Below are 23026 nucleotides of genomic sequence, written 5' to 3' on the forward strand. Positions count from 1 at the left end.
CGTCAGCAAAACTCATCTTATGATCTAAGCCGGCAAAAATAGCGCGCCCAGGCAAAATAAGCACCTGCCAATTCCGCTGCGGCGCCTGAAAACGAGTGTAGACAAGCGACGAAAAAAAACCGCCGGGGGCAACCGGCGGTTAGTGGTTTTCCTCGCAGCAGGGCGAATTAGTAGAAGTCGTGCGCGGCTTTTTCCGCCTGCGCCATCCACACCGGCTGCTCGCTGGTTTTCGACCATACACGGTGCAGCCAGCTGTAATAGCGGGCGCGATCCTTCCAGAACAGCATCACCGGCAGCGCCGCGACGCCAGCCACGACGGCGAAAGCACGACGCAGCAAAATAATATGAGCAGGATAAGCTTTGTACAACGCCATCATTTCTCTCCCCTTTGTCAGGCCGGCAAGCAGCGCCGGAAAATTAATCATGTTTGTCTGAGCAAAATAATACCGCTCTGGTTGTAATTTTACTACTCATCCGACCACTAAAAAGCACGTATTTATACTTAATTTACATTCTCCACGTAAATTAGTTACAAAAAAGTTAAATTAATACTAACCATTAGTTAATTTATGCCTTTGTCATTTTTATACTTTTTTTACACCGCGCCCGCGGATTTTTGCGAAATCTTTGCGCCGTAATTTCTATTCTCCTGGTAAATCAAAAACACACCCGGAGGTGGATTGTGACTGCAGGCGTACTCACTGGCGTTGGGCTGGTGTTCCTGTTACTGGCTTATCTGGTTTATGCCTTGATACATGCGGAGGCATTCTGATGGCTGCCCAGGGATTTTTATTATTAGCCAGCTATCTGCTGGTATTGCTGGTGCTGGCGCGCCCGCTGGGGATGTGTCTGGCAAGAATGGTGAATGACATCCCGCTTCCCGGCCTGGCCGGGGTCGAGCGCGTCCTGTGGCGCGTGGCCGGGATCCGCGCCGAAGAGATGGGCTGGCTGCAGTATTTGCTGGCGCTCCTGCTGTTCAACGCCCTCGGCGGCCTGGCGCTGTTTGCCCTGCTGATGCTGCAGGGCGTGCTGCCGTTTAACCCGCAGCACCTGCCGGGGCTGACGTGGGATCTGGCGCTCAACACCGCGGTCAGCTTTGTCAGCAATACGAACTGGCAGGCCTACGCCGGCGAAAGCACCATGAGCTATCTCAGCCAGATGGTGGGGCTGACGGTGCAGAATTTCCTCTCCGCCGCTACCGGCATCGCCGTGGTCTTCGCCCTGACCCGCGCCTTCGCCCGGCAGAAAATGTCCACCCTCGGCAATGCCTGGGTCGACCTGACGCGCATTACCCTGTGGCTGCTGCTGCCGCTCTCTCTGCTGGTGGCCCTGTTCTTTATTCAGCAGGGCGTGCCGCAGAACCTGCAGGCCTACCAGCCCTTTACCACCCTCGAAGGGGCGCACCAGCTGCTGCCGATGGGGCCCGTCGCCTCACAGGAAGCGATTAAGCTGCTGGGCACCAACGGCGGCGGTTTCTTTAACGCCAACTCCGCCCATCCGTTTGAAAACCCGACGGCGCTGACCAATCTCGTGCAGATGCTGGCCATCTTCCTGATCCCGGCGGCGCTGTGCTTCGCCTTCGGCGAGGTGGTGAGCGATCGCCGCCAGGGGCGCGCCATCCTGTGGGCGATGACGCTGATCTTTATCCTCTGCGTCGCCGTGGTGATGTGGGCGGAAACCCGCGGCAACCCGCACCTGATGACGCTGGGCGCCGACAGCAGCCTGAATATGGAAGGTAAAGAGAGCCGCTTCGGTATTCTCGCCAGCAGTCTGTTCGCGGTGATCACCACCGCCGCCTCCTGCGGCGCGGTCAACGCCATGCATGACTCCTTCACCGCGCTGGGCGGGATGGTGCCGATGTGGCTGATGCAGATTGGCGAAGTGGTGTTCGGCGGCGTCGGCTCGGGTCTCTATGGCATGCTGCTGTTCGTTATGCTGGCGGTGTTTATCGCCGGCCTGATGGTCGGCCGCACCCCGGAGTACCTCGGAAAGAAAATCGATGTCCGGGAAATGAAAATGATCGCCCTGGCCATTCTGGTCACCCCGACGCTGGTGCTGCTCGGCACGGCGCTGGCGATGATGACCGAGGCCGGCCGCGCCGGGATGTTCAACCCCGGACCGCACGGCTTTAGCGAAGTGCTGTACGCCGTCACTTCGGCGGCCAATAACAACGGCAGCGCCTTCGCCGGCCTGGGCGCGGCGACGCCATTCTGGAACCTGCTGCTGGCGTTCTGCATGCTGGCTGGACGCTTCGCCGTCATCATTCCGGTGATGGCTATCGCCGGCTCGCTGGTGGCGAAGAAAATTCAACCGGCCAGCCCCGGCACCCTGGCCACCCACGACGCCCTGTTTATCGGTCTGCTGATCGGCACCGTGCTGCTGGTTGGCGCCCTGACCTTTATTCCTGCGCTGGCGCTTGGCCCGCTGGCCGAACACTTTTCCTTACTTTGAGCGATGCGGAGCACCCTGTTATGAGTCGCAAACAATTAGCCCTGCTGGAGCCGACGCTGGTGCGCCAGGCGCTGCTGGATGCCGTGAAAAAACTCAGCCCGATGGTGCAGTGGCGCAATCCGGTGATGTTTATCGTCTGGGTGGGCAGCCTGTTAACCACTCTGCTGGCCATCGCCATGGCTGACGGCGCCCTGACCGGCAGCGCCACTTTTACCGCCGCCATCAGTATCTGGCTATGGTTTACCGTGCTGTTCGCCAACTTTGCCGAAGCGATGGCGGAAGGCCGCAGCAAAGCCCAGGCCAATAGCCTGAAAGGGGTGAAAAAAACGGCCTTCGCCCGTAAGCTGCGCGCCCCGCAGCATGACGCGACGGTCGACCACGTGCCGGCGGAAGACCTGCGCAAAGGCGACGTGGTGCTGGTGGAAGCAGGGGATATTATCCCCTGCGATGGTGAAGTCATCGAAGGCGGCGCCTCGGTGGATGAAAGCGCCATTACCGGCGAGTCTGCTCCGGTGATCCGCGAATCCGGCGGTGATTTCGCCTCGGTGACCGGCGGGACGCGCATCCTCTCCGACTGGCTGGTGATCCGTTGCAGCGTTAACCCGGGAGAAACCTTCCTCGACCGGATGATCGCCATGGTGGAAGGCGCCCAGCGCCGTAAAACGCCGAACGAAATCGCCCTGACGATCCTGCTGATCGCCCTGACGCTGGTGTTCCTGCTGGCCACCGCCACCATCTGGCCATTCTCGGCGTGGAGCGGCAATGCGGTCAGCGTCACCGTACTGGTGGCGCTGCTGGTGTGCCTGATCCCGACCACCATCGGCGGTCTGCTGTCGGCCATCGGCGTCGCCGGGATGAGCCGTATGCTGGGCGCCAACGTGATCGCCACCAGCGGCCGCGCGGTGGAAGCGGCAGGCGACGTTGATGTGCTGTTGCTGGATAAAACCGGGACCATTACGCTCGGCAACCGCCAGGCCTCCGCTTTCCTGCCGGCGCGCGGTGTGGAAGAGCGAACCCTCGCCGATGCCGCCCAGCTCTCCTCGCTGGCGGACGAAACCCCTGAAGGACGCAGCATCGTGGTGCTGGCGAAACAGCGCTTTAACCTGCGCGAACGCGATCTGCAGTCGCTGCACGCCACCTTTGTCCCCTTTACCGCGCAAACGCGGATGAGCGGCATCAATATCGATCAGCGCATGATCCGCAAAGGGTCGGTGGACGCCATTCGCCGCCACGTAGAGGCCAACGGTGGCCACTTCCCTGCCGATGTCGAGAAGCAGGTGGAAGAGGTCGCCCGCCAGGGGGCCACGCCGCTGGTGGTCGCCGAAGGGGAAAAGGTGCTGGGGATTATTTCACTCAAAGATATCGTCAAAGGCGGCATCAAAGAACGTTTCGCCCAGCTGCGCAAAATGGGCATTAAAACGGTGATGATCACCGGCGATAACCGCCTGACCGCTGCGGCGATCGCCGCCGAGGCCGGCGTCGACGATTTCCTCGCCGAAGCGACGCCGGAAGCCAAGCTGGCGCTGATCCGCCAGTATCAGTCGGAAGGTCGGCTGGTGGCGATGACCGGCGACGGCACCAACGACGCGCCCGCGCTGGCTCAGGCCGACGTGGCGGTAGCCATGAACTCAGGCACCCAGGCGGCGAAAGAGGCGGGCAACATGGTCGATCTGGATTCCAACCCCACCAAGCTGATTGAGGTGGTCCATATCGGCAAACAGATGCTGATGACGCGCGGCTCGCTGACCACCTTCAGTATTGCCAACGACGTGGCGAAATATTTCGCCATTATTCCGGCGGCGTTTGCCGCGGTCTATCCCCAGCTGGCCATGCTGAACGTGATGGGCCTGCATTCGCCATCGTCGGCGATCCTCAGCGCCGTTATCTTCAACGCGCTGATCATCGTCTTCCTGATCCCGCTGGCCCTGAAAGGGGTGAGCTATCGCCCGCTCTCCGCCTCGGCGATGCTGCGCCGCAATCTGTGGATCTACGGCCTCGGCGGTCTGCTGGTGCCTTTTATCGGTATTAAAGCCATCGACCTGCTGCTGACCCTGAGCGGTCTGGTGTGAGGAACAAACTATGTCATTGATTCGTCCAGCACTTGTGCTATTTATTCTGTTAACCCTGCTCACCGGCGGCGTTTATCCTCTGCTGACCACCAGCCTGGGGCAGTGGTGGTTTAACTCACAGGCCAACGGCTCGCTGATCCGCATGAACGGCGAGGTGCGCGGCTCGGCGCTGATTGGCCAGAACTTTACCGCCGCAGGCTATTTCCAGGGTCGCCCGTCAGCCACCGCGGAGACAGCGGATAACCCGATGGCCTCTGGCGGCAGCAACCTCGCCGCCAGCAACCCGGCGCTGGATAAGGCGGTGAGCGAGCGGGTGCAGGCCTTGCGCGCCGCAAACCCGGATGCCGACCCGCGTGTGCCGGTCGAACTGGTCACCACCTCGGCGAGCGGTCTCGATAACAACCTGACCCCGGCCGCCGCGCTGTGGCAGGCGCCGCGGGTGGCCAAAGCGCGCCAGCTGAGCGTCGACCAGGTGACCGCGCTGGTTAACCAGGCCACACAAAAGCCGCTGCTGAGCTTCCTTGGCCAGCCGGTGGTCAATATACTGCAACTCAATATGGCGCTGGATGCCCTGAAGGATAAGTAAATGAGTGACGAGCCGCTGCGTCCGGACCCTGACCGCCTGCTGCAGCACACCGCCGCCCCGCATCGCGGCAAACTAAAAGTGTTCTTCGGCGCCTGCGCCGGGGTGGGGAAAACCTGGGCGATGCTGGCGGAAGCGCAGCGGCTCCGGGCGCAGGGGTTGGATATTCTGATTGGCGTGGCGGAGACCCACGGCCGGAAAGAGACCGCCGCGATGCTGCAGGGCCTGAGCACCCTGCCGCCTCGGCGGCTCGCCCACCGCGGGCGCTACGTGTATGAGTTCGATCTCGACGCCGCCCTCGCCCGCCGTCCGGCGCTGATTCTGGTGGATGAGCTGGCGCACAGTAATGCCCCCGGCTCCCGCCATCCAAAGCGCTGGCAGGATGTGGACGAACTGCTGGAGGCCGGGATTGACGTCTTCACCACCGTTAACGTCCAGCATCTGGAAAGTCTGAATGACGTCGTCAGCGGGATCACCGGCGTGCAGGTGCGAGAGACCGTCCCCGATCCCTTCTTTGACGCCGCGGACGACGTGGTGCTGGTGGATCTGCCCCCTGACGATCTGCGCCAGCGGCTCAATGAGGGCAAAGTCTATATCGGCGGCCAGGCCGAGCGCGCTATCGAGAACTTTTTCCGCAAAGGGAACCTGATTGCGCTGCGTGAACTGGCCCTGCGCCGCACCGCCGATCGCGTCGATGAGCAGATGCGCGCCTGGCGCGACCGCCAGGGCCAGGAGAAAGTCTGGCACACCCGCGACGCGATCCTGCTCTGTATCGGGCACAACACCGGCAGCGAAAAGCTGGTGCGTACCGCCGCCCGCCTCGCCGCCCGTCTGGGCAGCGTCTGGCATGCGGTGTATGTCGAAACGCCTTCCCTGCACCGCCTGCCGGAAGCCCGGCGACGGGCCATCCTCGCCGCGCTGCGTCTGGCCCAGGAGCTGGGCGCCGAAACCGCCACCCTCTCCGACCCGTCAGAAGAGAAAGCGGTTCTCCATTACGCCCGCGAACACAACCTTGGGAAAATTGTCATCGGCCGCCAGAGCAAGCGCCGCTGGTGGGATCGTAGCGGTTTTGCCGACCGTCTGGCTCGCCACGCGCCGGACCTCGATCTGGTGGTCATCGCTCTGGATGAAAAGCCCTTCCCCCTTCAGGCGCGCGCCAGCGACAGCCGTCCGGCGCTGGAGAAATGGCGGCTACAGCTGCAGGGCTGCGCGATGGCGGTGGCGCTATGCGCCATCATTACCCTGGTGGCCATGCAGTGGCTGATGGCCTTCGAAGCCGCCAACCTGGTGATGCTCTATCTGCTGGGGGTGGTGATCATCGCTCTGCTCTACGGCCGCTGGCCGTCGGTCCTGGCGACGGTGATCAACGTTATCAGCTTCGATCTCTTTTTTGTCGCCCCGCGCGGCACGCTGGCGGTGTCCGATGTCCAGTATCTGCTCACCTTCGGCGTGATGCTCACCGTGGGCCTGCTTATCGGTAACCTCACCGCCGGCGTGCGCTACCAGGCGCGGGTGGCGCGCTACCGTGAGCGGCGTACCCGCCATCTGTATGAGATGTCCAAAGCGCTGGCGGTGGGTCGTAGCCAGCAGGATATCGCCACCACCAGCGAGCGGTTTATCGCCTCCACCTTTCAGGCCCGCAGCCAGCTGCTGCTCCCGGACGCCCAGGGGAAACTGCTGCCCTTAACCCACCAGCCCGGGCTGACGCCGTGGGATGACGCCATCGCCCGCTGGAGCTTTGATAAGGGTCAACCCGCCGGCGCCGGCACCGATACCCTGCCCGGCGTGCCGTATCAGATCCTGCCCCTGAAGAGCGCCGCCCGCACCTGGGGCCTGCTGGTGGTGGAGCCGGCGAATCTGCGCCAGCTGATGATCCCGGAGCAACAGCGGCTGCTGGAGACCTTCACCCTGTTGGTGGCCAGCGCCCTGGAGCGTCTCACCCTGACCGCCAGCGAAGAGCAGGCCCGACTGACCAGCGAGCGCGAAAGCCTGCGTAACTCGCTGCTCGCCGCCCTGTCGCACGATCTGCGTACCCCGCTGACCGTGCTGTTTGGCCAGGCGGAAATCCTGACCCTCGATCTGGCCAGCGAGGGCTCGAAGCATGCCCCGCAGGCCAACGAAATCCGCCAGCATGTGCTCAACACCACCCGGCTGGTGAACAACCTGCTGGATATGGCGCGGATCCAGTCCGGCGGCTTTAACCTCCACAAGGAGTGGCTGACGCTGGAGGAGGTGGTCGGCAGCGCGCTGCGCATGCTCGAACCGAGCCTCGGCGGCCAGCACGTTCAACTGGATTTACCCGATCCGCTGCAGCTGGTGCATGTTGACGGGCCGCTGTTCGAGCGGGTGCTGATCAATCTGCTGGAGAATGCCCATAAGTATGCCGGCGCCCGGGCGGACATCGGTATTCGCGCCGAAGCGGACGCCCGGCAGCTGTCGCTGGAGGTATGGGATAATGGTCCAGGGATCCCGGCGGGCCAGGAACAGGCTATCTTTGATAAATTCGCCCGCGGCAACAAAGAATCGGCGATCCCCGGCGTCGGGCTGGGCCTTGCCATCTGTCAGGCCATCGTCGACGTCCACGGCGGGACCATCTCCGCCAGCAACCGGCCAGAGGGCGGCGCCTCATTCCGTGTTACACTGCCGGGAGAAACGCCCCCTGAACTGGAAGAGCTATCTGAGGAATTGTGATTAACGTTCTGATTATCGAAGACGAACACGCTATCCGTCGCTTTCTGCGCACCGCGCTGGAAGCCGACGGCATGCGCGTATTTGAAGCGGAAACCCTGCAGCGCGGGCTGATCGAAGCCGCCACCCGTAAGCCCGACCTCGCGATCCTCGATCTCGGCCTGCCGGATGGTGACGGCATTGATTTTATTCGCGACCTGCGCCAGTGGAGTCAGATGCCGATTATCGTCCTGTCAGCGCGTAGCGAAGAGCATGACAAAATTGCCGCCCTGGATGCCGGCGCCGATGACTACTTAAGTAAACCCTTTGGCATCGGCGAGCTGCAGGCCCGCCTGCGCGTCGCGCTGCGTCGCCACGGCGCGGCGCAGGCCGACGAGCCGGTGGTGCGCTTCGCCGACCTGGAGGTCAATATCCCCGCCCGCCGCATCCTGCGCGGCAGCGAAGAGATCCACCTGACGCCCATCGAGTTTCGCCTGCTGGCGGCGCTATTGAATAATCCCGGCAAAGTGCTTACCCAGCGCCAGCTGCTGAATCAAGTGTGGGGACCTAACGCCGTGGAGCACAGCCATTATCTGCGGATCTATATGGGTCACCTGCGGCAAAAGCTGGAGGCCGATCCGGCGCGCCCTCAGCATCTGCTGACCGAAACCGGGATTGGCTATCGCTTTATGCCCTGAGCCCCGCCTCTGCAGTACCAGAGGCTGGTGATTTTCAGCCCTTCAGAGAGTAGCAGGAAGCCTGCCAGGATCGCTAAATGCCTGACGCCGGCGGCCTGAATCAGCCACAGACCCAAAGAAAGCGAAGGCTGCATAAACACCAGCCTGAGCGGCGCCTGCCCCCAGGCCAGCCACAGCCCATAGCGGCTCTGACGGAAAAAGAGGATCATCGACAACGGGATGCTGATAATCAGCAGCACATTTAGCGGATAGAGCCAGACCGCCGCAGAGCCCCAGGTGTGCAGCAGCTGGAGATAAGCCAGCAGGTCGTCGTAAAAAGGGAGTCGGCGGTGGGCAATATTCCACCATAAGAATTGCAGGACGAAAAAGAGATCCATCCACGCCCAGAACAAAAACAGGGACTTCCGTTGTATTTTCATCGCTATCCTTGCGAAAAAAATCAGGCCCGCAAGGGGCCTGATGATCGTGCGCCGTTAAGCGTTCTTCAGCACTTCACTGACAATCTCTACCGCTTCTTTTTCAATCAGCTTGCGATGTTCTTCGCCGAGGAAGCTTTCGCAGTAGATCTTGTAGGCGTCTTCGGTGCCTGACGGGCGTGCCGCAAACCAGCCGTTGTCGGTCATCACTTTCAGGCCGCCAATCGCCGCCCCGTTGCCCGGCGCCGCGGTCAGACGAGCGGTGATCGGATCCCCCGCCAGGGTGTCAGCGCTGACCATTTCCGGTGACAGCTTAGACAGCGCCGCTTTCTGCGCGGAGGTCGCGGAAGCCTGCAGACGGTTGTAGCTCGGCGCGCCGAAGCGTTCCGCCAGCTCGTTATAGTGCTCCTGCGGGTTTTTCCCGGTCACTGCGGTGATTTCCGCCGCCAGCAGGCACATGATGATGCCGTCTTTATCGGTGGACCACGGCGTGCCGTCGAAGCGCAGGAAGGAGGCCCCGGCGCTCTCTTCGCCGCCGAAGCCGAAGCTGCCGTCGAACAGGCCGTCAACGAACCACTTAAAGCCCACCGGCACTTCCACCAGCTTGCGGCCCAGATCGTTCACCACGCGGTCAATCATCGCCGAGGAGACCAGGGTTTTACCGACCGCCACCTCTTTGCCCCACTGCGGACGATGCTGGAACAGGTAGTTAATCGCCACCGCCAGGTAGTGGTTCGGATTCATCAGCCCGGCAGGGGTGACAATCCCGTGACGGTCGTAATCCGGGTCATTGGCAAATGCCAGATCGAACTTATCGCGCAGCGCCAGCAGGCCCGCCATCGCACATTCCGAGGAACAGTCCATGCGGATGGCGCCGTCTTTATCGAGGTGCATAAAGCGGAAGGTCTGGTCCACCTGGTCGTTCACAATGGTCAGATTGAGCTTGTAGTGCTCGCCAATGCGCTTCCAGTATTCGATACCGGACCCGCCCAGCGGATCGACGCCCAGCGTCAGGCCCGCTTTCTGGATCGCCGCCATGTCGACGATGTCCGCCAGGCCTTCAATGAACGGCTGCACCAGATCCTGCTCTTTGACGTGGCCGGAAGCCAGCGCCGCGTCCAGAGAAATGCGTTTCACACCCTGCAGGCCAGCGGCCAGCAGTTCGTTGGCACGGTTTTCCACCACTTTGGTGACGTTGGTATCAGCCGGACCGCCGTTTGGCGGGTTGTACTTGATACCGCCATCTTCCGGCGGGTTGTGTGACGGGGTGATCACAATGCCGTCCGCCAGCGGACCGCCTTTTTTGTTATGCACCAGAATCGCGTTGGAGACCGCCGGCGTCGGGGTGAAGCCGTTGTTTTCCTGAACGATAACGTCAACGCCGTTGGCGGTTAACACTTCCAGCACCGAAATAAACGCCGGCTCGGACAGGGCGTGGGTATCTTTACCGACATAGCACGGACCGGTGATCCCGTTCTTCGCACGATCTTCCGCAATAGCCTGGGCGATGGCCAGGATATGCGGTTCGTTGAAGTTGTGACGCGCCGCGCTGCCGCGATGGCCGGAGGTGCCGAATTTGACCGCATGCTCCGCATTACCGACTTCAGGCTTCAGCACGTAGTACTGAGCAGTCAGTTGGGCGACGTTAATCAAATCACTCTGTTGCGCAGGCTGCCCCGCACGTTTATCGATTGCCATTGCCTGATCCTTCTGGTGCAAATGTTAAAAAGCTAGATCGTGCCGCAAACCTTTTCAATCAGCTCCGCAGGGAACTGCATCGACTGCATGATGTGCTCAATCATGCTGCATTTACGGCCGGTATTGGTATTGGTGATCACCCACCACGGTGTACCAGGAACCTGTTTCGGTTTGGTCTGATTACCGCTTTTCAGCAGCGTACGCGCATCTTCCGCGAAGTAAACGCGCGTGCGGCCGTGCAGAGACTCAGTGGCCTCGGCAAATGCTTTACTGTCCAGGGAATAGAGGGTGGTCAACACCAGCATAAAACGGTTCACCGCGCGCTTCTGCTCGGCGTATTCATCAGATAACAGCATCTCGCGCATGGCGCGGACTTTATCTTTCACCGGGTTAGCGGGTTTCACCTCAGCGGCAGGCGTGGGCGCCAGCGTCGGCGCGGCTTTGCTGACCGGTGTAGCCGGTTGGGAAACGGCGGAAAATTTCAGCATACGCCGTAAAATGTCGGATGCGCTCTCGCCGATATGCAGAGTGTGGCTGGCAATATAGCGGTAGAGTTCATCATCAACTTCAATTGTTTTCATCTTAATCCAGTGCGATATCTTTTCTGAATACAAATCGTTGGGATTATAAGTACAAATCCCAACCGCGGATAGCGTCAAACCAGGATGGCGGTAAAACTCAGAAAACTTCTGGGTCTTGCAGCCGGATGGCAGAATGTCCAACATAATACCCTAACCCGACGGAGCGAAAAAAAGAACTTTGCCATGAAATTAAATAGCCGAGCGCAATCTGCACAGAATCCGCACAACCACTCCCCGATCGTGCTGGTCCATGGTCTGTTTGGCAGCCTGGACAACCTGGGCATCCTCGCCCGCGACCTGATCGCCGACCACGATATTCTGCAGGTCGATATGCGCAACCACGGTTTGTCGCCGCGGTCGCCAGAGATGACCTACCCCGCGATGGCGCAGGATCTGCTCGACACGCTCGACGCGCATCAGATCGAACGGGCCACCTTTATCGGCCATTCGATGGGCGGCAAAGCGGTGATGGCGTTGACCGCCCTGGCCCCGGAGCGCATCAGCGGTCTGGTGGCTATTGATATCGCGCCGGTGGATTATCACGTTCGCCGCCATGATGAGATCTTCGCCGCTATTCGCGCCGTCAGCGTATCCGCCGCCAGCACTCGCCAGCAGGCGGCGCAGGTGATGCGCGAGCATCTGCAGGAAGAGGGCGTGATTCAGTTCCTGCTGAAATCTTTCGTCGACGGCGACTGGCGCTTCAACGTCCCGGTGCTGTGGGACCAGTACCCGCATATCGTCGGCTGGGAAACCATCCCGGCCTGGCCGCACCCAACGCAGTTTATTCCCGGCGGCAACTCCCCCTATGTGACCGACGCCTACCGCGACCCGCTGCTGGCCCAGTTCCCGCAGGCTCGGGCCCACGTCATCGCCGGCGCCGGCCACTGGGTTCATGCCGAGAAACCCGAGGCGGTGTTGCGCGCGATCCGCCGCTATCTGACGAGCATAGCCGCCTGATTGGCTAAAATATGCCCGACCGCGCCGCAGAATGCCCGCGGTCGTTGGCGCAGCCGTTCGCCTGATGTATGATGGCGCGCTATCTGCGCCGGCTAGAGCCCGGCAGCTTGTTTCCCCGAAGTCACTCAGAATCATGGCAAAAGAACAAACGGACCGTACGACATTAGATTTGTTCGCAAACGAGCGTCGCCCGGGAAGACCGAAAACCAATCCGCTGTCGCGCGATGAACAACTGCGCATCAACAAACGTAATCAGCTGAAACGCGATAAAGTGCGCGGGCTGAAGCGCGTGGAGCTAAAGCTCAACGCCGACGCGGTCGATGCGCTTAACGAACTGGCGGAAGCGCGTAATATGAGCCGCAGCGATCTCATTGAAGAGATGCTGATGACGCAATTAACCGCCCTGCGCAGCCAGGGAAAACTCTAACTTTCCGCGAAAAATCCGCATTCATGTAGCAGAGTGTGCAGTCGGGCGTGATTGCTGTTTCCGCGCCCTTGCCTGTTCTGCTATGATTGCCGTTATCTGTGGGCATCGCGTCCCTACCACATCATTTAAGTTTCAAGAGGTTATTTTACTCATGGCAATCATCGGCATCTTTTTTGGCAGCGACACCGGCAACACCGAAAATATTGCAAAAATGATTCAAAAGCAGCTTGGTAAAGATGTTGCTGATGTTCACGACATTGCCAAAAGCAGCAAAGAAGATCTGGAAGCCCACGACATCCTGCTGCTCGGCATCCCGACCTGGTACTACGGTGAAGCGCAGTGTGACTGGGACGACTTCTTCCCGACGCTGGAAGAGATCGACTTTAACGGCAAACTGGTGGCGCTGTTCGGCTGCGGCGACCAGGAAGACTACGCCGAGTACTTCTGCGATGCGCTGGGCACCATCCGCGACATCATTGAGCCACGCGGCGCGACCATCGTTGGCCACTGGCCGACTGCCGGCTATCACTTCGAGGCCTCTAAAGGCCTGGCGGATGACGACCACTTCGTCGGCCTCGCCATTGATGAAGACCGCCAGCCGGAGCTGACCAACGAGCGCGTTGAGAAGTGGGTGAAGCAGGTGGCCGAAGAGCTGCACCTCGAAGAAATCAAAAACGCCTGATGATTAAGCGGCGCAATCATTGAGTTGCGTCGCATTAATAGACAAAAGCAATCAAACTAATAGCTACAAGTTTTTAACTTTTAATCACATATCTGTACAATGTCCTCTGATTCTACGAGGCACGTGACGCAGTTTGTAGCTGGTGCCTCGTTTTTGACAGCAAACCAGGCCCGATACTTGCAGTTTTCATTTACCAGTGGCAGTTCTATAATGAGACGCATTACGTCGGGTTAATTTCTGTATGACTTCCGTTGAAGGAAGTAGATCGTTTAGCAACAGGACAGATTCCGCATGACTGACAACAATACCGCATTAAAGAAGGCTGGCCTGAAAGTCACACTTCCTCGACTGAAAATCCTTGAAGTGCTGCAGGAACCGGATAACCATCATGTCAGTGCGGAAGACTTATATAAACGCCTGATCGACATGGGCGAAGAGATTGGTCTGGCGACCGTTTACCGCGTCCTCAACCAGTTTGATGACGCCGGTATCGTGACTCGTCATAATTTTGAAGGCGGTAAATCCGTTTTCGAACTGACTCAGCAGCATCACCACGATCACCTGATCTGCCTCGACTGCGGCAAAGTGATCGAATTCAGTGATGACTCTATCGAAGCGCGCCAGCGTGAAATCGCGTCCCGTCACGGCATCCGCCTGACCAACCACAGTTTGTATCTGTACGGTCACTGTGCGGAAGGTGATTGCCGCGAGGACGAACACGCCCACGACGCGGTGGAAAAGTAATTCCCCGCTTCGCCTGCTCTGAAAAGCCAACCTGCCGGTTGGCTTTTTTATGGGCGCTTCTGCCGCGCTTCCCGCTCACGTCCCGGCGGCGCCCCTCGCGAGTCCCCGCTTTGTCCGGAGAGTTGATATGGAACTTCGCCAGCTACGCTATTTTACGCGCATTGTTGAAACCGGCAGCATGGGCCGCGCCGCGCTCGATCTGAATATCGGCGTCTCGGCGCTCAGCCAGCAGATCGCGCGTCTGGAAAATGAGCTGGCCATTCGCCTCCTGCAGCGGACCTCCCGCGGCGTGACGCCCACCAGCGCGGGCCTCGCTTTCTACTCACAGGCGCAGCTGGCGCTGCGTCATGCCGATGATGCCATCCTCGCCGCCCGCGAGGCGCGGCTGTCGGGCCACGTCAGCGTCGGCATGGCCCCCAGTACCGCCTCCGTTCTTGGCGTTCCGTTCATCAACGCGATGCGCGAGAGCTACCCCGACGTCCGCCTGCACCTGGTGGAAAGCCTCTCCGGGAATCTGGAGCGAATGATCAACACCCGCCAGCTGGATTTAGCCATCGTCTTCCAGCAGGAGAAGATCCTGCGCTGGAGCGCCAGACCGGTGCTCGAAGAGCGCCTGTTCCTGATTGGCACCCATGCGCTGTTGGCCTCGCTGCCGGATGACCCTGTTTCCCCTGACCAGCTCACCACCCTGCCGCTGATTATGCCAAGCCAGGGCCACGGCCTGCGCGGCAGGCTGGAGGCGGTTTGCCAGCAGCACAACCTCAGCGTTGAGGTGGTGGCGGACATTGACGGTCTGGCCCTGCTGATGCAGGCCGTGCGCAGCGGGCTGGGCGCTACCCTGCAGCCCGGGGCCGCCATTTCCCATCTCGACCATCAGGCGCTGAGGGTGATCGGCATCGCTAATCCGGTCCTCAGCCGTCCCAACTTTCTGGTCAGCCTGTCGGATGATGAGCTCACCCCGGCAGGCCTTGCGGCAAGGGTAATACTGAGCAAAGTCATGCGCCAGCTGGTGGAGTCCGATCGCTGGCCAGGTGCTACCCTTTACGTTAACTAAACCCCTCTTTAGCGCTACGCCATAGCGCCCTGCCGCCGTTACCGCCTACATTCCCATTACAAATTTAACAATGAATTAAATTACAAGGGAACCGATAATGGTGGATGTACTGGTCATTGGCGGCGGCAATGCCGCGCTATGCGCCGCCTTAACCGCCCGGGAAGCCGGCGCCTCGGTGCTGCTGCTGGAGGCGGCGCCGCGGGAGTGGCGAGGCGGCAACTCGCAGCACACGCGTAACCTGCGCTGTATGCACGATGCGCCACAGGACGTGCTGGTCGACAGCTACCCGGAAGAGGAGTACTGGCAGGATCTGCTGCGCGTCACCGAAGGGAACACCAACGAAGCGCTGGCCCGGCTGGTGATCCGCACCTCATCCCAGTGCCGGGACTGGATGCGCCAGCACGGGGTTAACTTTCAGCCGCCGCTCTCCGGCGCCCTGCACGTGGCCCGCACCAACGCCTTTTTTATGGGCGGCGGCAAAGCGCTGGTCAATGCCTATTACCGCAGCGCAGAGCAGATGGGGGTTCAGATCCGCTACAACACGCCGGTGCAGGCCCTGGAGCTGCGCAACGGTGAATTTGTCGCCGCGCTGGCGGGCGAGGAACGGATTGTCGCGAAAAGCTGCGTTCTCGCCGCCGGCGGATTTGAATCCAACCGCGAGTGGCTGCGCGAGGCCTGGGGGCAAAATGACCGCGGCGAATGGCCCGCCGATAACTTTCTCATCCGCGGCACGCGCTTCAACCAGGGGGTGCTGCTCAAGTTTATGATCGACGCCGGGGCCGATATCATCGGCGATCCTTCTCAGTCCCACTGCGTCGCCATTGACGCCCGGGCGCCGCTCTATGACGGCGGGATCTGCACCCGTGTCGACTGCGTTTCGCTGGGGGTGGTGGTCAACCGCGATGCCGTGCGCTTTTATGATGAAGGGGAAGATTTCTGGCCTAAACGCTACGCCATCTGGGGCCGACTGGTCGCCCACCAGCCCGGACAGATCGGCTACTCGATCATCGACAGCAAAGCCATCGGCCACTTTATGCCCCCGGTCTTTCCCGGCGCTCAGGCCAATACCATCGCGGAACTGGCCCGCCAGCTGGGGCTTGACGGCGAACGCTTAGCGCAAACCATCGCCGACTATAATGCCGCCTGCGCGCCGGGCCAGTTCGATCACACCCGCCTGGATAACTGCGCGACCTCTGGCCTCACCCCGGCGAAAACTCACTGGGCGCGCCCCATCGATACGCCGCCTTACTACGGCTACGCCATGCGTCCGGGGATCACCTTCACCTACCTCGGGCTCTACGTCGACGACACCGCCGCCGTCCATTTCGCCGGTCAACCCAGCCGTAATCTGTTCGTCGCCGGGGAAATGATGGCTGGCAACGTGCTGGGCAAGGGCTACACCGCCGGCGTTGGGATGTCGATCGGCACCACCTTCGGCCGTATCGCCGGCCAGCAAGCCGCCCGGGCGGCGCAGCAGGAGAAACACCATGAAGTCGCTTGAAAAGCTGATCATTGACGCGCAGATCATCACCGAACCGGAAGCGGAAGTCGAACGGGTGATGCAGGTGTGTAACGCCTGCCGCTACTGCGAAGGGTTTTGCGCCGTCTTCCCGGCGATGACCCAGCGCCTGGCCTTTGGCAAGGCGGATATCAACTATCTGGCTAACCTGTGCCATAACTGCGGCGCTTGCCTGCACGCCTGCCAGTACGCGCCACCGCACGAGTTTGCCATTAACGTGCCGAAGGCGATGGCCGAAGTCCGGCTCGAGACCTATCAACACTACGCCCAGCCCGTCGCCTTTGGCAGCCTGTACCGCCGGGCCGGCATGACCACCGTGCTGGCGCTGGTCGGCGGCCTGATTATCTTTCTGCTGCTGGCGATGGGGCTCAAAGGCTCGCTGCTTCATCCGCCGCTGGCAGGCGACTTCTACCAGATATTCCCCCATAACCTGCTGGCGTGGATGTTTGGCTCGGTCTTTGTGCTGGCGATTGGCTTACTGATGACCGGGGTGATCCGCTTCTGGCGCGAGATCTCCCCTGGCCAGCCGCAACCGATTGATATCGCAAAGGCATCCCATGATGCGCTGACGCTGAAATATCTCGACGGCGGGCACGGGAAAGGCTGCAACGAAGCCGATGACGCCTTCACCCTGCTGCGCCGCCGATTCCACCACTGCACCTTCTACGGTTTTATGCTCTGCTTCGCCGCCACCGTGGTGGCCACGGGCTATCACTATATCGCCGGCCGGGAAGCCCCCTACCCGTTCTTCAGCCTGCCGGTGCTGCTCGGCACCCTCGGCGGCATCGGCCTGCTGGTCGGCCCGGCGGGCCTGCTGTGGCTGAACCTGCGCCGCTCGCCGCTGCACGGCGACGCGCGGCAGAAGCCGATGGATCGCGGATTTATTCTGCTGCTGCTGCTGACCAGCTTCACTGGCCTGGCGCTGCTGGCGGGGCGGGATACCTCGTGGATGGGCATCCTGCTCGCCATCCACCTCGGGGTAGTGATGGCCCTGTTCTTAACCCTGCCGTATGGAAAATTCGCCCACGGATTTTATCGCTGTGCGGCGTTACTCAAGTGGGCGATTGAGAAACGCCGCGGAAAACAGGTGGGCGTCGCCGGCGACTGACCTACCCCCTCTGCACCCGATAACAACAAGATAAAGACAATGGAGAGCACCCCCTATGACCCAACAACCCACCCGCGCCGGCACCGTCGGCGCTATCCTCCGCGTGACCAGCGGTAATTTTCTCGAACAGTTCGACTTCTTCCTGTTTGGCTTTTACGCCACCTATATCGCCCGCACCTTCTTTCCGGCGGAGAGCGAGTTCGCGGCGCTGATGCTCACCTTTGCGGTATTTGGCTCGGGCTTCCTGATGCGTCCCATCGGCGCGGTGGTGCTCGGCGCCTATATCGACAGAATCGGTCGCCGCAAAGGGCTGATGGTCACCCTGGCGATCATGGGCTGCGGGACGCTACTCATCGCCCTGGTCCCTGGCTATCAGACTATCGGCGTGCTGGCGCCGATCCTCGTGTTAGTGGGCCGTCTGCTGCAGGGGTTCTCGGCGGGCGTCGAGCTTGGCGGAGTGTCGGTCTATCTCTCTGAAATCGCCACGCCGGGCAATAAAGGCTTCTATACCAGCTGGCAGTCCGCCAGCCAGCAGGTGGCTATCATCATGGCGGCGCTGATCGGCTATGCGCTGAACGCCACGCTGGAACATGAGGAGATCGCCGCCTGGGGCTGGCGCATCCCCTTCTTTATTGGCTGCCTGATCATTCCGCTGATTTTCGTGCTGCGCCGCTCACTGCAGGAAACCGAGGAATTCCTGCAGCGTAAACATCGCCCGGATACCAAAGAGATCCTGACCACCATCGCCAGGAACTGGCGCATTATTACCGCGGGGACCCTGCTGGTGGCGATGACCACCACCACGTTTTACTTTATTACCGTCTATACGCCAACCTACGGCAGAGCGGTGTTGCACCTCAGCGCCCGCGACAGCCTGCTGGTAACCATGCTGGTGGGCATCTCCAACTTTATCTGGTTGCCGATTGGCGGAGCCATCTCTGACCGGATCGGTCGTCGCCCGGTGCTGATGGGAATTACCGTGCTGGCGCTGCTCACCACCTGGCCGGTGATGCACTGGCTCACCGCCGCGCCGGATTTCACCCGCATGACGCTGGTCCTGCTGTGGTTCTCATTCTTCTTTGGCATGTATAACGGCGCGATGGTGGCGGCGCTCACCGAAGTGATGCCGGTTTACGTCCGCACCGTGGGCTTTTCGCTTGCCTTCAGCCTCGCCACCGCCATCTTCGGCGGCCTGACGCCGGCTATCTCCACTGCCCTGGTCGAGCTTACCGGCGATAAAAGCGCGCCGGGATGGTGGCTAATGTGCGCTGCGCTGTGCGGGTTCATCGCCACCGCGCTGCTGTTTGTGCGCCTGAGTCGCGGCTATCAGCCGGCGGAGAGTCAGCGCTAAAAAAGCAAACGGGCGGAGATATGCTCCGCCCGTTTGCCGCTGCCGTCTGGCTTAATGGGTCGAATTATTGCTGCGGATCTCTTTCCAGATCTGGTCGCAGCGCGCTTTTACCGCCTGATCGTTGCCGGTGCGGGTAGCCTGGATACACTGTTGGTAATCCAGCACCCGGACGCTCTCCTGGTTAGCAAACTGCTGGTGCTGTTTATCCTCTTTCAGGACATTCAGTACGCTCTGGCAGGCTTCAATCTTGTCCGGATTGCCTTCCGCCGTATTAATACAGGCGCTATAGGCATCTTTCAGTTTGGTGTCTTCTTTCGGGGCCGGGGACGTGGTGCAGGCCACCAGAGCCGATGCCATTATGGCAATAAGCAGCATTTTTTTCATAGTCGTTCTCCCAGAGGTGCGGCAGGCTCACGCCCGCCGCGCAGGCATCAGAAAATGGTGAACGGGGCGATAACCATGAACTTCACGTCGCGCTCATCCTGGAAGATGTTGCCGTAGCCGCCGCTCCAGCTCGGAATATCGGAATGGTTGTCGTACTGGGTAAAGTGCAGTTTAAACAGCGTGCCCTTCGCCCGGCCTTCCTGCACGGTATACATAGCATCGAGGCTATAGGCCGACTCTTTCAGGCGATAGTCAGGGTCATAGTACGCATCCGGAGAAGCCATTTTGCCAGGCTTCGCATCCCAGGCGTACACATAAGACGCGCCAAACGCCCAGCCCGGCATATCCCAGTTTTTCATGTCATACATCGCGCCGAAGAAGACTGCTTTTTCACCGTTGGCGTTGAAGTCGGAGCGGTTATCCCACCAGATATCGAGACGACCGTTGGAGGAGGCGTAGGTCGGGGTCATACGCTGCAGGAAGTAGCCCTGCTGGCCATCGGCCTTCACCCAGGTCCCTTCCAGACGCAGATCCAGCACATCCGCTACTTTATAGCCAAAGGTTAACGCCTGCAGCCATGCGGTGCCGTCATAGATGTCGTTGACCCCGCCGTTGCTGACCTTATCGCGAGTGCCGTAGAACTGGTAGCTAGTGCTCAACGGCGCGCCGGCGACGTCAAATTTGTAGCTGGCTTTAGCAAAGTACTGATCGATATAGCCCTGAGCCTGACCAAATGCCGCCTCCAGCACCAGGTCGTTTTTGAAATCATATTTGGCGCCGATGGAGTGAAGATAATCAACTTTGGTCTTCTTATCGTTCTGATAGAAATCATCCATTTCGATATGCCATGGCGCTTTATACTCGTTCGTCCACATGTAGGAAAAACTTAACGCGCCCGCGGTGCCATAGTCGAAGTTGGCCCCGGCTTCCGCCCCCTGATAGGTCCCCGGCATGAAGCTCCAGTGCGGCGCCAGCAGGGTCTGACCGGTTGGCTGGATGTAGCCCGCGCGCGCCCACGCCGGACCGTATTTGAATTTCGCGGCGGCTTTATACAGGCTGATGCCGCTCTTATCGCCGGAGTAGTCTTCGTCATAGGCTTTGTTGCGCGACGAGAAGGCGATTTCGTTCGGGTGGCCGCTGTCGCCGTTCTCCGCCATTTCAATCGCGGTAAACGCCGCAATATCAAGGCCAAACATATCGGCGGCATAGCCGGACTGGAAGTCCAGGTTGGCGTTCCAGGTGGAGTGGGAAAGGTTGGTTTTGTATTTGTCGCCGTCGGTCACATCTTTACGGTCACGCTCACGCTGCCAGTAATAGATACCGCCGGTTAAAGTAGAATCATCGATAAAGCCTGCTGCGCTGGCCTGCGGAATCACAACCCAGCCCGACATCGCGGTGACGGCGGCAATAGCCAGCGCCAGCGTACTACGTTTGCCACTAAACGTACGCATGTGCATATCCTCTTTGACGTTTTAAAAGGCGAAGACCAGGGGTCATTCGCTAAAAAAATAAATAAAACTGAAAAATGTGGGGCGGCGAAAAAGGCCGCGAAACCACTGTAGATAGACTATTTTTCGTGACGCGAATTATCAATGTTTTTCGTGAGGCAAAGCTTAAGATTATGACAAAGCGCACATAATTTATGTCGTTTTGTTACAGTCTTATCTCTGATGATTTTGTCATGGAAGTCATTGCTAAATCAGGGAAAAACTCGAAGACTGAAAGCGATTACATTGGTTTTTTATATGAGACAGGAAACATGAGAAGCGTTGTTTATTTCCGGAGCGAAACAGAATTAATTCGCTTCGCGAAAATTAAAAGAGTAATTGGCTGATTCTGAAACAAAAAAAAGCGCCGCAGAGAGCGGCGCTTTGACGGTAGGGAAAATGTTATTCGCCCGCTTTCGCCCAGGTATCGCGCAGACCGACGGTGCGGTTAAACACCAGACTGGTTGCGGTTGCATAGCGGCTGTCGAGGCAGAAGTAACCTTCACGCTCAAACTGGTAAGCTTTACCGGCTTCCGCCTGCGCCAGGCTCGGCTCCGCGTAACCCTGTTTGATCACCAGCGATTCCGGATTGATCACCGCGAGGAAATCCTCCGCTGCGCCCGGGTTTGGTACGCTGAACAGGCGATCGTAGAGACGGATCTCTACCGGCAGCGCATGCGCCGCGCTCACCCAGTGGATTACGCCTTTGACCTTGCGGCCGTCAGCCGGATCTTTGCTCAGGGTGTCGGCATCGTAGGTGCAGAAGATAGTAGTGATATTGCCTTCGGCATCTTTCTCCACGCGTTCCGCTTTGATGACGTAGGCGTTGCGCAGACGTACTTCTTTGCCCAGCACCAGACGCTTGTACTGCTTGTTGGCTTCTTCACGGAAGTCCGCGCGGTCGATCCAGATTTCCGCGCTGAACGGCACTTCGCGGCTGCCCATCTCCGGCTTGTTCGGATGGTTCGGCATCGCCACCATTTCGCTTTCGCCCTGCGGATAGTTCTCAATAACCAGTTTCACCGGATCGATCACCGCCATCGCGCGCGGCGCGTTTTCATTGAGATCTTCGCGAATGCAGGACTCCAGCGACGCCATCTCAATGGTGTTGTCCTGCTTGGTCACGCCGATACGCTTGCAGAATTCGCGGATGGATTCGGCGGTGTAGCCGCGACGACGCAGACCGGAGATGGTCGGCATCCGCGGATCGTCCCAGCCTTCCACGTGCTTCTCAGTCACCAGCTGGTTCAGCTTACGCTTGGACATCACGGTGTATTCGAGATTCAGGCGCGAGAATTCGTACTGGCGCGGGTGCACCGGGATGCTGATGTTGTCCAGCACCCAGTCGTACAGACGACGGTTGTCCTGGAACTCCAGGGTACACAGCGAGTGGGTAATGCCTTCCAGCGCATCGCTGATGCAGTGGGTGAAGTCGTACATCGGGTAGATGCACCACTTGTTGCCGGTCTGATGATGCTCAGCGAACTTAATGCGGTACAGCACCGGATCGCGCATCACGATGAACGGCGACGCCATATCGATCTTCGCGCGCAGGCAGGCCTTGCCCTCTTCGAAGCCGCCGCTGCGCATTTTTTCGAACAGCGCCAGGTTTTCTTCCACGCTGCGGTCGCGATACGGGCTGTTTTTACCCGGCGCTTTCAGGGTGCCGCGGTATTCGCGGATCTCATCAGGAGAGAGTTCATCAACGTAGGCCAGGCCTTTGTTGATCAGCTCAACCGCATACTGATGCAGCTGATCAAAGTAATCAGACGAGTAGCAAACGTCCCCGGACCAGTGGAAACCTAACCACTGCACGTCGTTTTTAATCGACTCCACGTATTCGATATCTTCTTTCACCGGGTTGGTGTCATCGAAACGCAGGTTGCATTGGCCCTGATAATCCTGGGCGATGCCGAAGTTCAGGCAGATGGATTTCGCATGGCCAATGTGCAGATAACCGTTCGGCTCCGGCGGGAAGCGGGTGTGAACGGTGGTGTGCTTACCGGTAGCCAGATCTTCATCAATGATCTGACGGATAAAGTTAGTCGGGCGGGCTTCTGCCTCACTCATCACGGGTTCCTCAAAGCGTAAACAACGTATAACGGCACATGATCTTACAAGCAGGGCGTAGTGACAACTATTAGTTACGT

21 protein-coding genes are annotated in these 23026 nt (G+C 59.7%); 14 read left to right on the forward strand and 7 right to left on the reverse strand.

Going from position 1 to position 23026, the window contains the following annotated elements; translation table 11 throughout:
- Window positions 1-167 precede the first annotated feature (167 nt).
- Window positions 168-377, reverse strand: a complete 210-nt coding sequence (locus tag ACQUTI_RS10640; RefSeq protein WP_004142243.1) for a DUF2517 family protein — start codon at window positions 375-377, stop codon at window positions 168-170.
- A 305-nt stretch (window positions 378-682) separates the two neighbouring features.
- Between ACQUTI_RS10640 and kdpF the strand changes: the two genes are divergently transcribed.
- Genes kdpF through kdpE form a run of 6 tightly spaced genes read left to right on the forward strand, consistent with a single transcriptional unit; the run spans window position 683 to window position 8468 of the window.
- Window positions 683-772, forward strand: coding sequence for a K(+)-transporting ATPase subunit F (gene kdpF / locus ACQUTI_RS10645; protein ID WP_020323459.1), 90 nt, complete (start codon window positions 683-685; stop codon window positions 770-772).
- Entirely contained in the window at window positions 772-2451 is a 1680-nt protein-coding gene (kdpA, locus tag ACQUTI_RS10650) for a potassium-transporting ATPase subunit KdpA (RefSeq protein WP_017901418.1), read from the forward strand. Before kdpF ends, kdpA begins: the two co-directional genes overlap by 1 nt.
- A gap of 20 nt (window positions 2452-2471) precedes the next feature.
- Window positions 2472-4520: a potassium-transporting ATPase subunit KdpB gene (gene kdpB, locus ACQUTI_RS10655; RefSeq protein WP_428923259.1), complete on the forward strand. Its 2049-nt coding sequence runs from the start codon at window positions 2472-2474 to the stop codon at window positions 4518-4520.
- Between the two features lie 10 nt (window positions 4521-4530).
- Window positions 4531-5106 (forward strand): potassium-transporting ATPase subunit KdpC, encoded by a 576-nt coding sequence (gene kdpC / locus ACQUTI_RS10660; RefSeq protein WP_004885963.1) that lies wholly within the window; start codon window positions 4531-4533, stop codon window positions 5104-5106.
- On the forward strand, window positions 5107-7794 hold the full coding sequence (gene kdpD, locus ACQUTI_RS10665; RefSeq protein WP_180241746.1) for a two-component system sensor histidine kinase KdpD: 2688 nt from the start codon (window positions 5107-5109) through the stop codon (window positions 7792-7794). It abuts the gene before it with no gap.
- Window positions 7791-8468 (forward strand): two-component system response regulator KdpE, encoded by a 678-nt coding sequence (gene kdpE / locus ACQUTI_RS10670; RefSeq protein ID WP_002894776.1) that lies wholly within the window; start codon window positions 7791-7793, stop codon window positions 8466-8468. Before kdpD ends, kdpE begins: the two co-directional genes overlap by 4 nt.
- On the opposite strand, the gene ACQUTI_RS10675 is transcribed toward kdpE, so the two are convergent.
- From ACQUTI_RS10675 to seqA, 3 genes are read right to left on the reverse strand one after another with little or no spacing between them, the layout of a single operon-like run.
- Window positions 8450-8887: a hypothetical protein gene (locus ACQUTI_RS10675; protein WP_004885958.1), complete on the reverse strand. Its 438-nt coding sequence runs from the start codon at window positions 8885-8887 to the stop codon at window positions 8450-8452. The genes kdpE and ACQUTI_RS10675 overlap by 19 nt on opposite strands.
- A gap of 54 nt (window positions 8888-8941) precedes the next feature.
- Window positions 8942-10582, reverse strand: a complete 1641-nt coding sequence (pgm, locus tag ACQUTI_RS10680) for a phosphoglucomutase (alpha-D-glucose-1,6-bisphosphate-dependent) (protein WP_002894773.1) — start codon at window positions 10580-10582, stop codon at window positions 8942-8944.
- Between the two features lie 32 nt (window positions 10583-10614).
- Window positions 10615-11163 (reverse strand): replication initiation negative regulator SeqA, encoded by a 549-nt coding sequence (gene seqA / locus ACQUTI_RS10685; RefSeq protein WP_017901421.1) that lies wholly within the window; start codon window positions 11161-11163, stop codon window positions 10615-10617.
- A 183-nt stretch (window positions 11164-11346) separates the two neighbouring features.
- On the opposite strand from seqA, the gene ybfF reads away from it, so the two are divergent.
- The 8 genes from ybfF to ACQUTI_RS10725 all read left to right on the forward strand — a co-directional run bounded on the left by ybfF (window position 11347) and on the right by ACQUTI_RS10725 (window position 19005).
- On the forward strand, window positions 11347-12120 hold the full coding sequence (gene ybfF, locus ACQUTI_RS10690) for an esterase (RefSeq protein WP_064187589.1): 774 nt from the start codon (window positions 11347-11349) through the stop codon (window positions 12118-12120).
- Window positions 12121-12253: 133 nt separating this feature from the next.
- Window positions 12254-12547 (forward strand): LexA regulated protein, encoded by a 294-nt coding sequence (gene ybfE, locus ACQUTI_RS10695; RefSeq protein WP_004885954.1) that lies wholly within the window; start codon window positions 12254-12256, stop codon window positions 12545-12547.
- 151 nt (window positions 12548-12698) lie between these two features.
- On the forward strand, window positions 12699-13229 hold the full coding sequence (fldA, locus tag ACQUTI_RS10700) for a flavodoxin FldA (protein ID WP_002894765.1): 531 nt from the start codon (window positions 12699-12701) through the stop codon (window positions 13227-13229).
- Between the two features lie 291 nt (window positions 13230-13520).
- A complete protein-coding gene (gene fur / locus ACQUTI_RS10705; protein ID WP_004885952.1) occupies window positions 13521-13973 on the forward strand; it encodes a ferric iron uptake transcriptional regulator in 453 nt (150 codons plus the stop codon).
- 127 nt (window positions 13974-14100) lie between these two features.
- Window positions 14101-15027: a tricarballylate utilization LysR family transcriptional regulator TcuR gene (gene tcuR / locus ACQUTI_RS10710; protein WP_004885949.1), complete on the forward strand. Its 927-nt coding sequence runs from the start codon at window positions 14101-14103 to the stop codon at window positions 15025-15027.
- A gap of 97 nt (window positions 15028-15124) precedes the next feature.
- Complete coding sequence (gene tcuA / locus ACQUTI_RS10715; RefSeq protein WP_043521606.1) at window positions 15125-16528, forward strand: FAD-dependent tricarballylate dehydrogenase TcuA; 1404 nt, start codon at window positions 15125-15127, stop codon at window positions 16526-16528.
- A complete protein-coding gene (tcuB, locus tag ACQUTI_RS10720) occupies window positions 16515-17654 on the forward strand; it encodes a tricarballylate utilization 4Fe-4S protein TcuB (protein ID WP_254465475.1) in 1140 nt (379 codons plus the stop codon). The genes tcuA and tcuB overlap by 14 nt, the downstream gene beginning before the upstream one ends.
- A gap of 55 nt (window positions 17655-17709) precedes the next feature.
- Window positions 17710-19005, forward strand: a complete 1296-nt coding sequence (locus ACQUTI_RS10725; RefSeq protein WP_004885943.1) for an MFS transporter — start codon at window positions 17710-17712, stop codon at window positions 19003-19005.
- Between the two features lie 51 nt (window positions 19006-19056).
- On the opposite strand, the gene chiQ is transcribed toward ACQUTI_RS10725, so the two are convergent.
- The 3 genes from chiQ to glnS all read right to left on the reverse strand — a co-directional run bounded on the left by chiQ (window position 19057) and on the right by glnS (window position 22946).
- On the reverse strand, window positions 19057-19389 hold the full coding sequence (chiQ, locus tag ACQUTI_RS10730) for a ChiQ/YbfN family lipoprotein (protein ID WP_004885941.1): 333 nt from the start codon (window positions 19387-19389) through the stop codon (window positions 19057-19059).
- A 47-nt stretch (window positions 19390-19436) separates the two neighbouring features.
- Window positions 19437-20840, reverse strand: coding sequence for a chitoporin ChiP (chiP, locus tag ACQUTI_RS10735; protein ID WP_049003863.1), 1404 nt, complete (start codon window positions 20838-20840; stop codon window positions 19437-19439).
- Window positions 20841-21278: 438 nt separating this feature from the next.
- Window positions 21279-22946 (reverse strand): glutamine--tRNA ligase, encoded by a 1668-nt coding sequence (gene glnS, locus ACQUTI_RS10740; protein WP_004885933.1) that lies wholly within the window; start codon window positions 22944-22946, stop codon window positions 21279-21281.
- Window positions 22947-23026: the final 80 nt, after the last annotated feature.

Origin of the sequence: Klebsiella sp. 7-CIP_Kleb., assembly GCF_050378655.1 — a bacterium.
Taxonomy (GTDB): Bacteria; Pseudomonadota; Gammaproteobacteria; order Enterobacterales; family Enterobacteriaceae; genus Klebsiella; species Klebsiella quasipneumoniae.

Excerpts from the sequence above, each read along its gene's own strand:
- ACQUTI_RS10675 (WP_004885958.1), bottom strand. The coding sequence starts at position 8,887 with ATGAAAATACAACGGAAGTCCCTGTTTTTGTTCTGGGCGTGGATGGAT.
- kdpA (WP_017901418.1), top strand. The coding sequence starts at position 772 with ATGGCTGCCCAGGGATTTTTATTATTAGCCAGCTATCTGCTGGTATTG.
- ybfF (WP_064187589.1), top strand. The coding sequence starts at position 11,347 with ATGAAATTAAATAGCCGAGCGCAATCTGCACAGAATCCGCACAACCAC.
- ACQUTI_RS10640 (WP_004142243.1), bottom strand. The coding sequence starts at position 377 with ATGATGGCGTTGTACAAAGCTTATCCTGCTCATATTATTTTGCTGCGT.
- glnS (WP_004885933.1), bottom strand. The coding sequence starts at position 22,946 with ATGAGTGAGGCAGAAGCCCGCCCGACTAACTTTATCCGTCAGATCATT.
- kdpC (WP_004885963.1), top strand. The coding sequence starts at position 4,531 with ATGTCATTGATTCGTCCAGCACTTGTGCTATTTATTCTGTTAACCCTG.
- kdpD (WP_180241746.1), top strand. The coding sequence starts at position 5,107 with ATGAGTGACGAGCCGCTGCGTCCGGACCCTGACCGCCTGCTGCAGCAC.
- seqA (WP_017901421.1), bottom strand. The coding sequence starts at position 11,163 with ATGAAAACAATTGAAGTTGATGATGAACTCTACCGCTATATTGCCAGC.
- kdpB (WP_428923259.1), top strand. The coding sequence starts at position 2,472 with ATGAGTCGCAAACAATTAGCCCTGCTGGAGCCGACGCTGGTGCGCCAG.
- pgm (WP_002894773.1), bottom strand. The coding sequence starts at position 10,582 with ATGGCAATCGATAAACGTGCGGGGCAGCCTGCGCAACAGAGTGATTTG.
- fldA (WP_002894765.1), top strand. The coding sequence starts at position 12,699 with ATGGCAATCATCGGCATCTTTTTTGGCAGCGACACCGGCAACACCGAA.
- fur (WP_004885952.1), top strand. The coding sequence starts at position 13,521 with ATGACTGACAACAATACCGCATTAAAGAAGGCTGGCCTGAAAGTCACA.
- tcuB (WP_254465475.1), top strand. The coding sequence starts at position 16,515 with ATGAAGTCGCTTGAAAAGCTGATCATTGACGCGCAGATCATCACCGAA.
- tcuA (WP_043521606.1), top strand. The coding sequence starts at position 15,125 with ATGGTGGATGTACTGGTCATTGGCGGCGGCAATGCCGCGCTATGCGCC.
- ACQUTI_RS10725 (WP_004885943.1), top strand. The coding sequence starts at position 17,710 with ATGACCCAACAACCCACCCGCGCCGGCACCGTCGGCGCTATCCTCCGC.
- tcuR (WP_004885949.1), top strand. The coding sequence starts at position 14,101 with ATGGAACTTCGCCAGCTACGCTATTTTACGCGCATTGTTGAAACCGGC.
- ybfE (WP_004885954.1), top strand. The coding sequence starts at position 12,254 with ATGGCAAAAGAACAAACGGACCGTACGACATTAGATTTGTTCGCAAAC.
- chiP (WP_049003863.1), bottom strand. The coding sequence starts at position 20,840 with ATGCGTACGTTTAGTGGCAAACGTAGTACGCTGGCGCTGGCTATTGCC.
- chiQ (WP_004885941.1), bottom strand. The coding sequence starts at position 19,389 with ATGAAAAAAATGCTGCTTATTGCCATAATGGCATCGGCTCTGGTGGCC.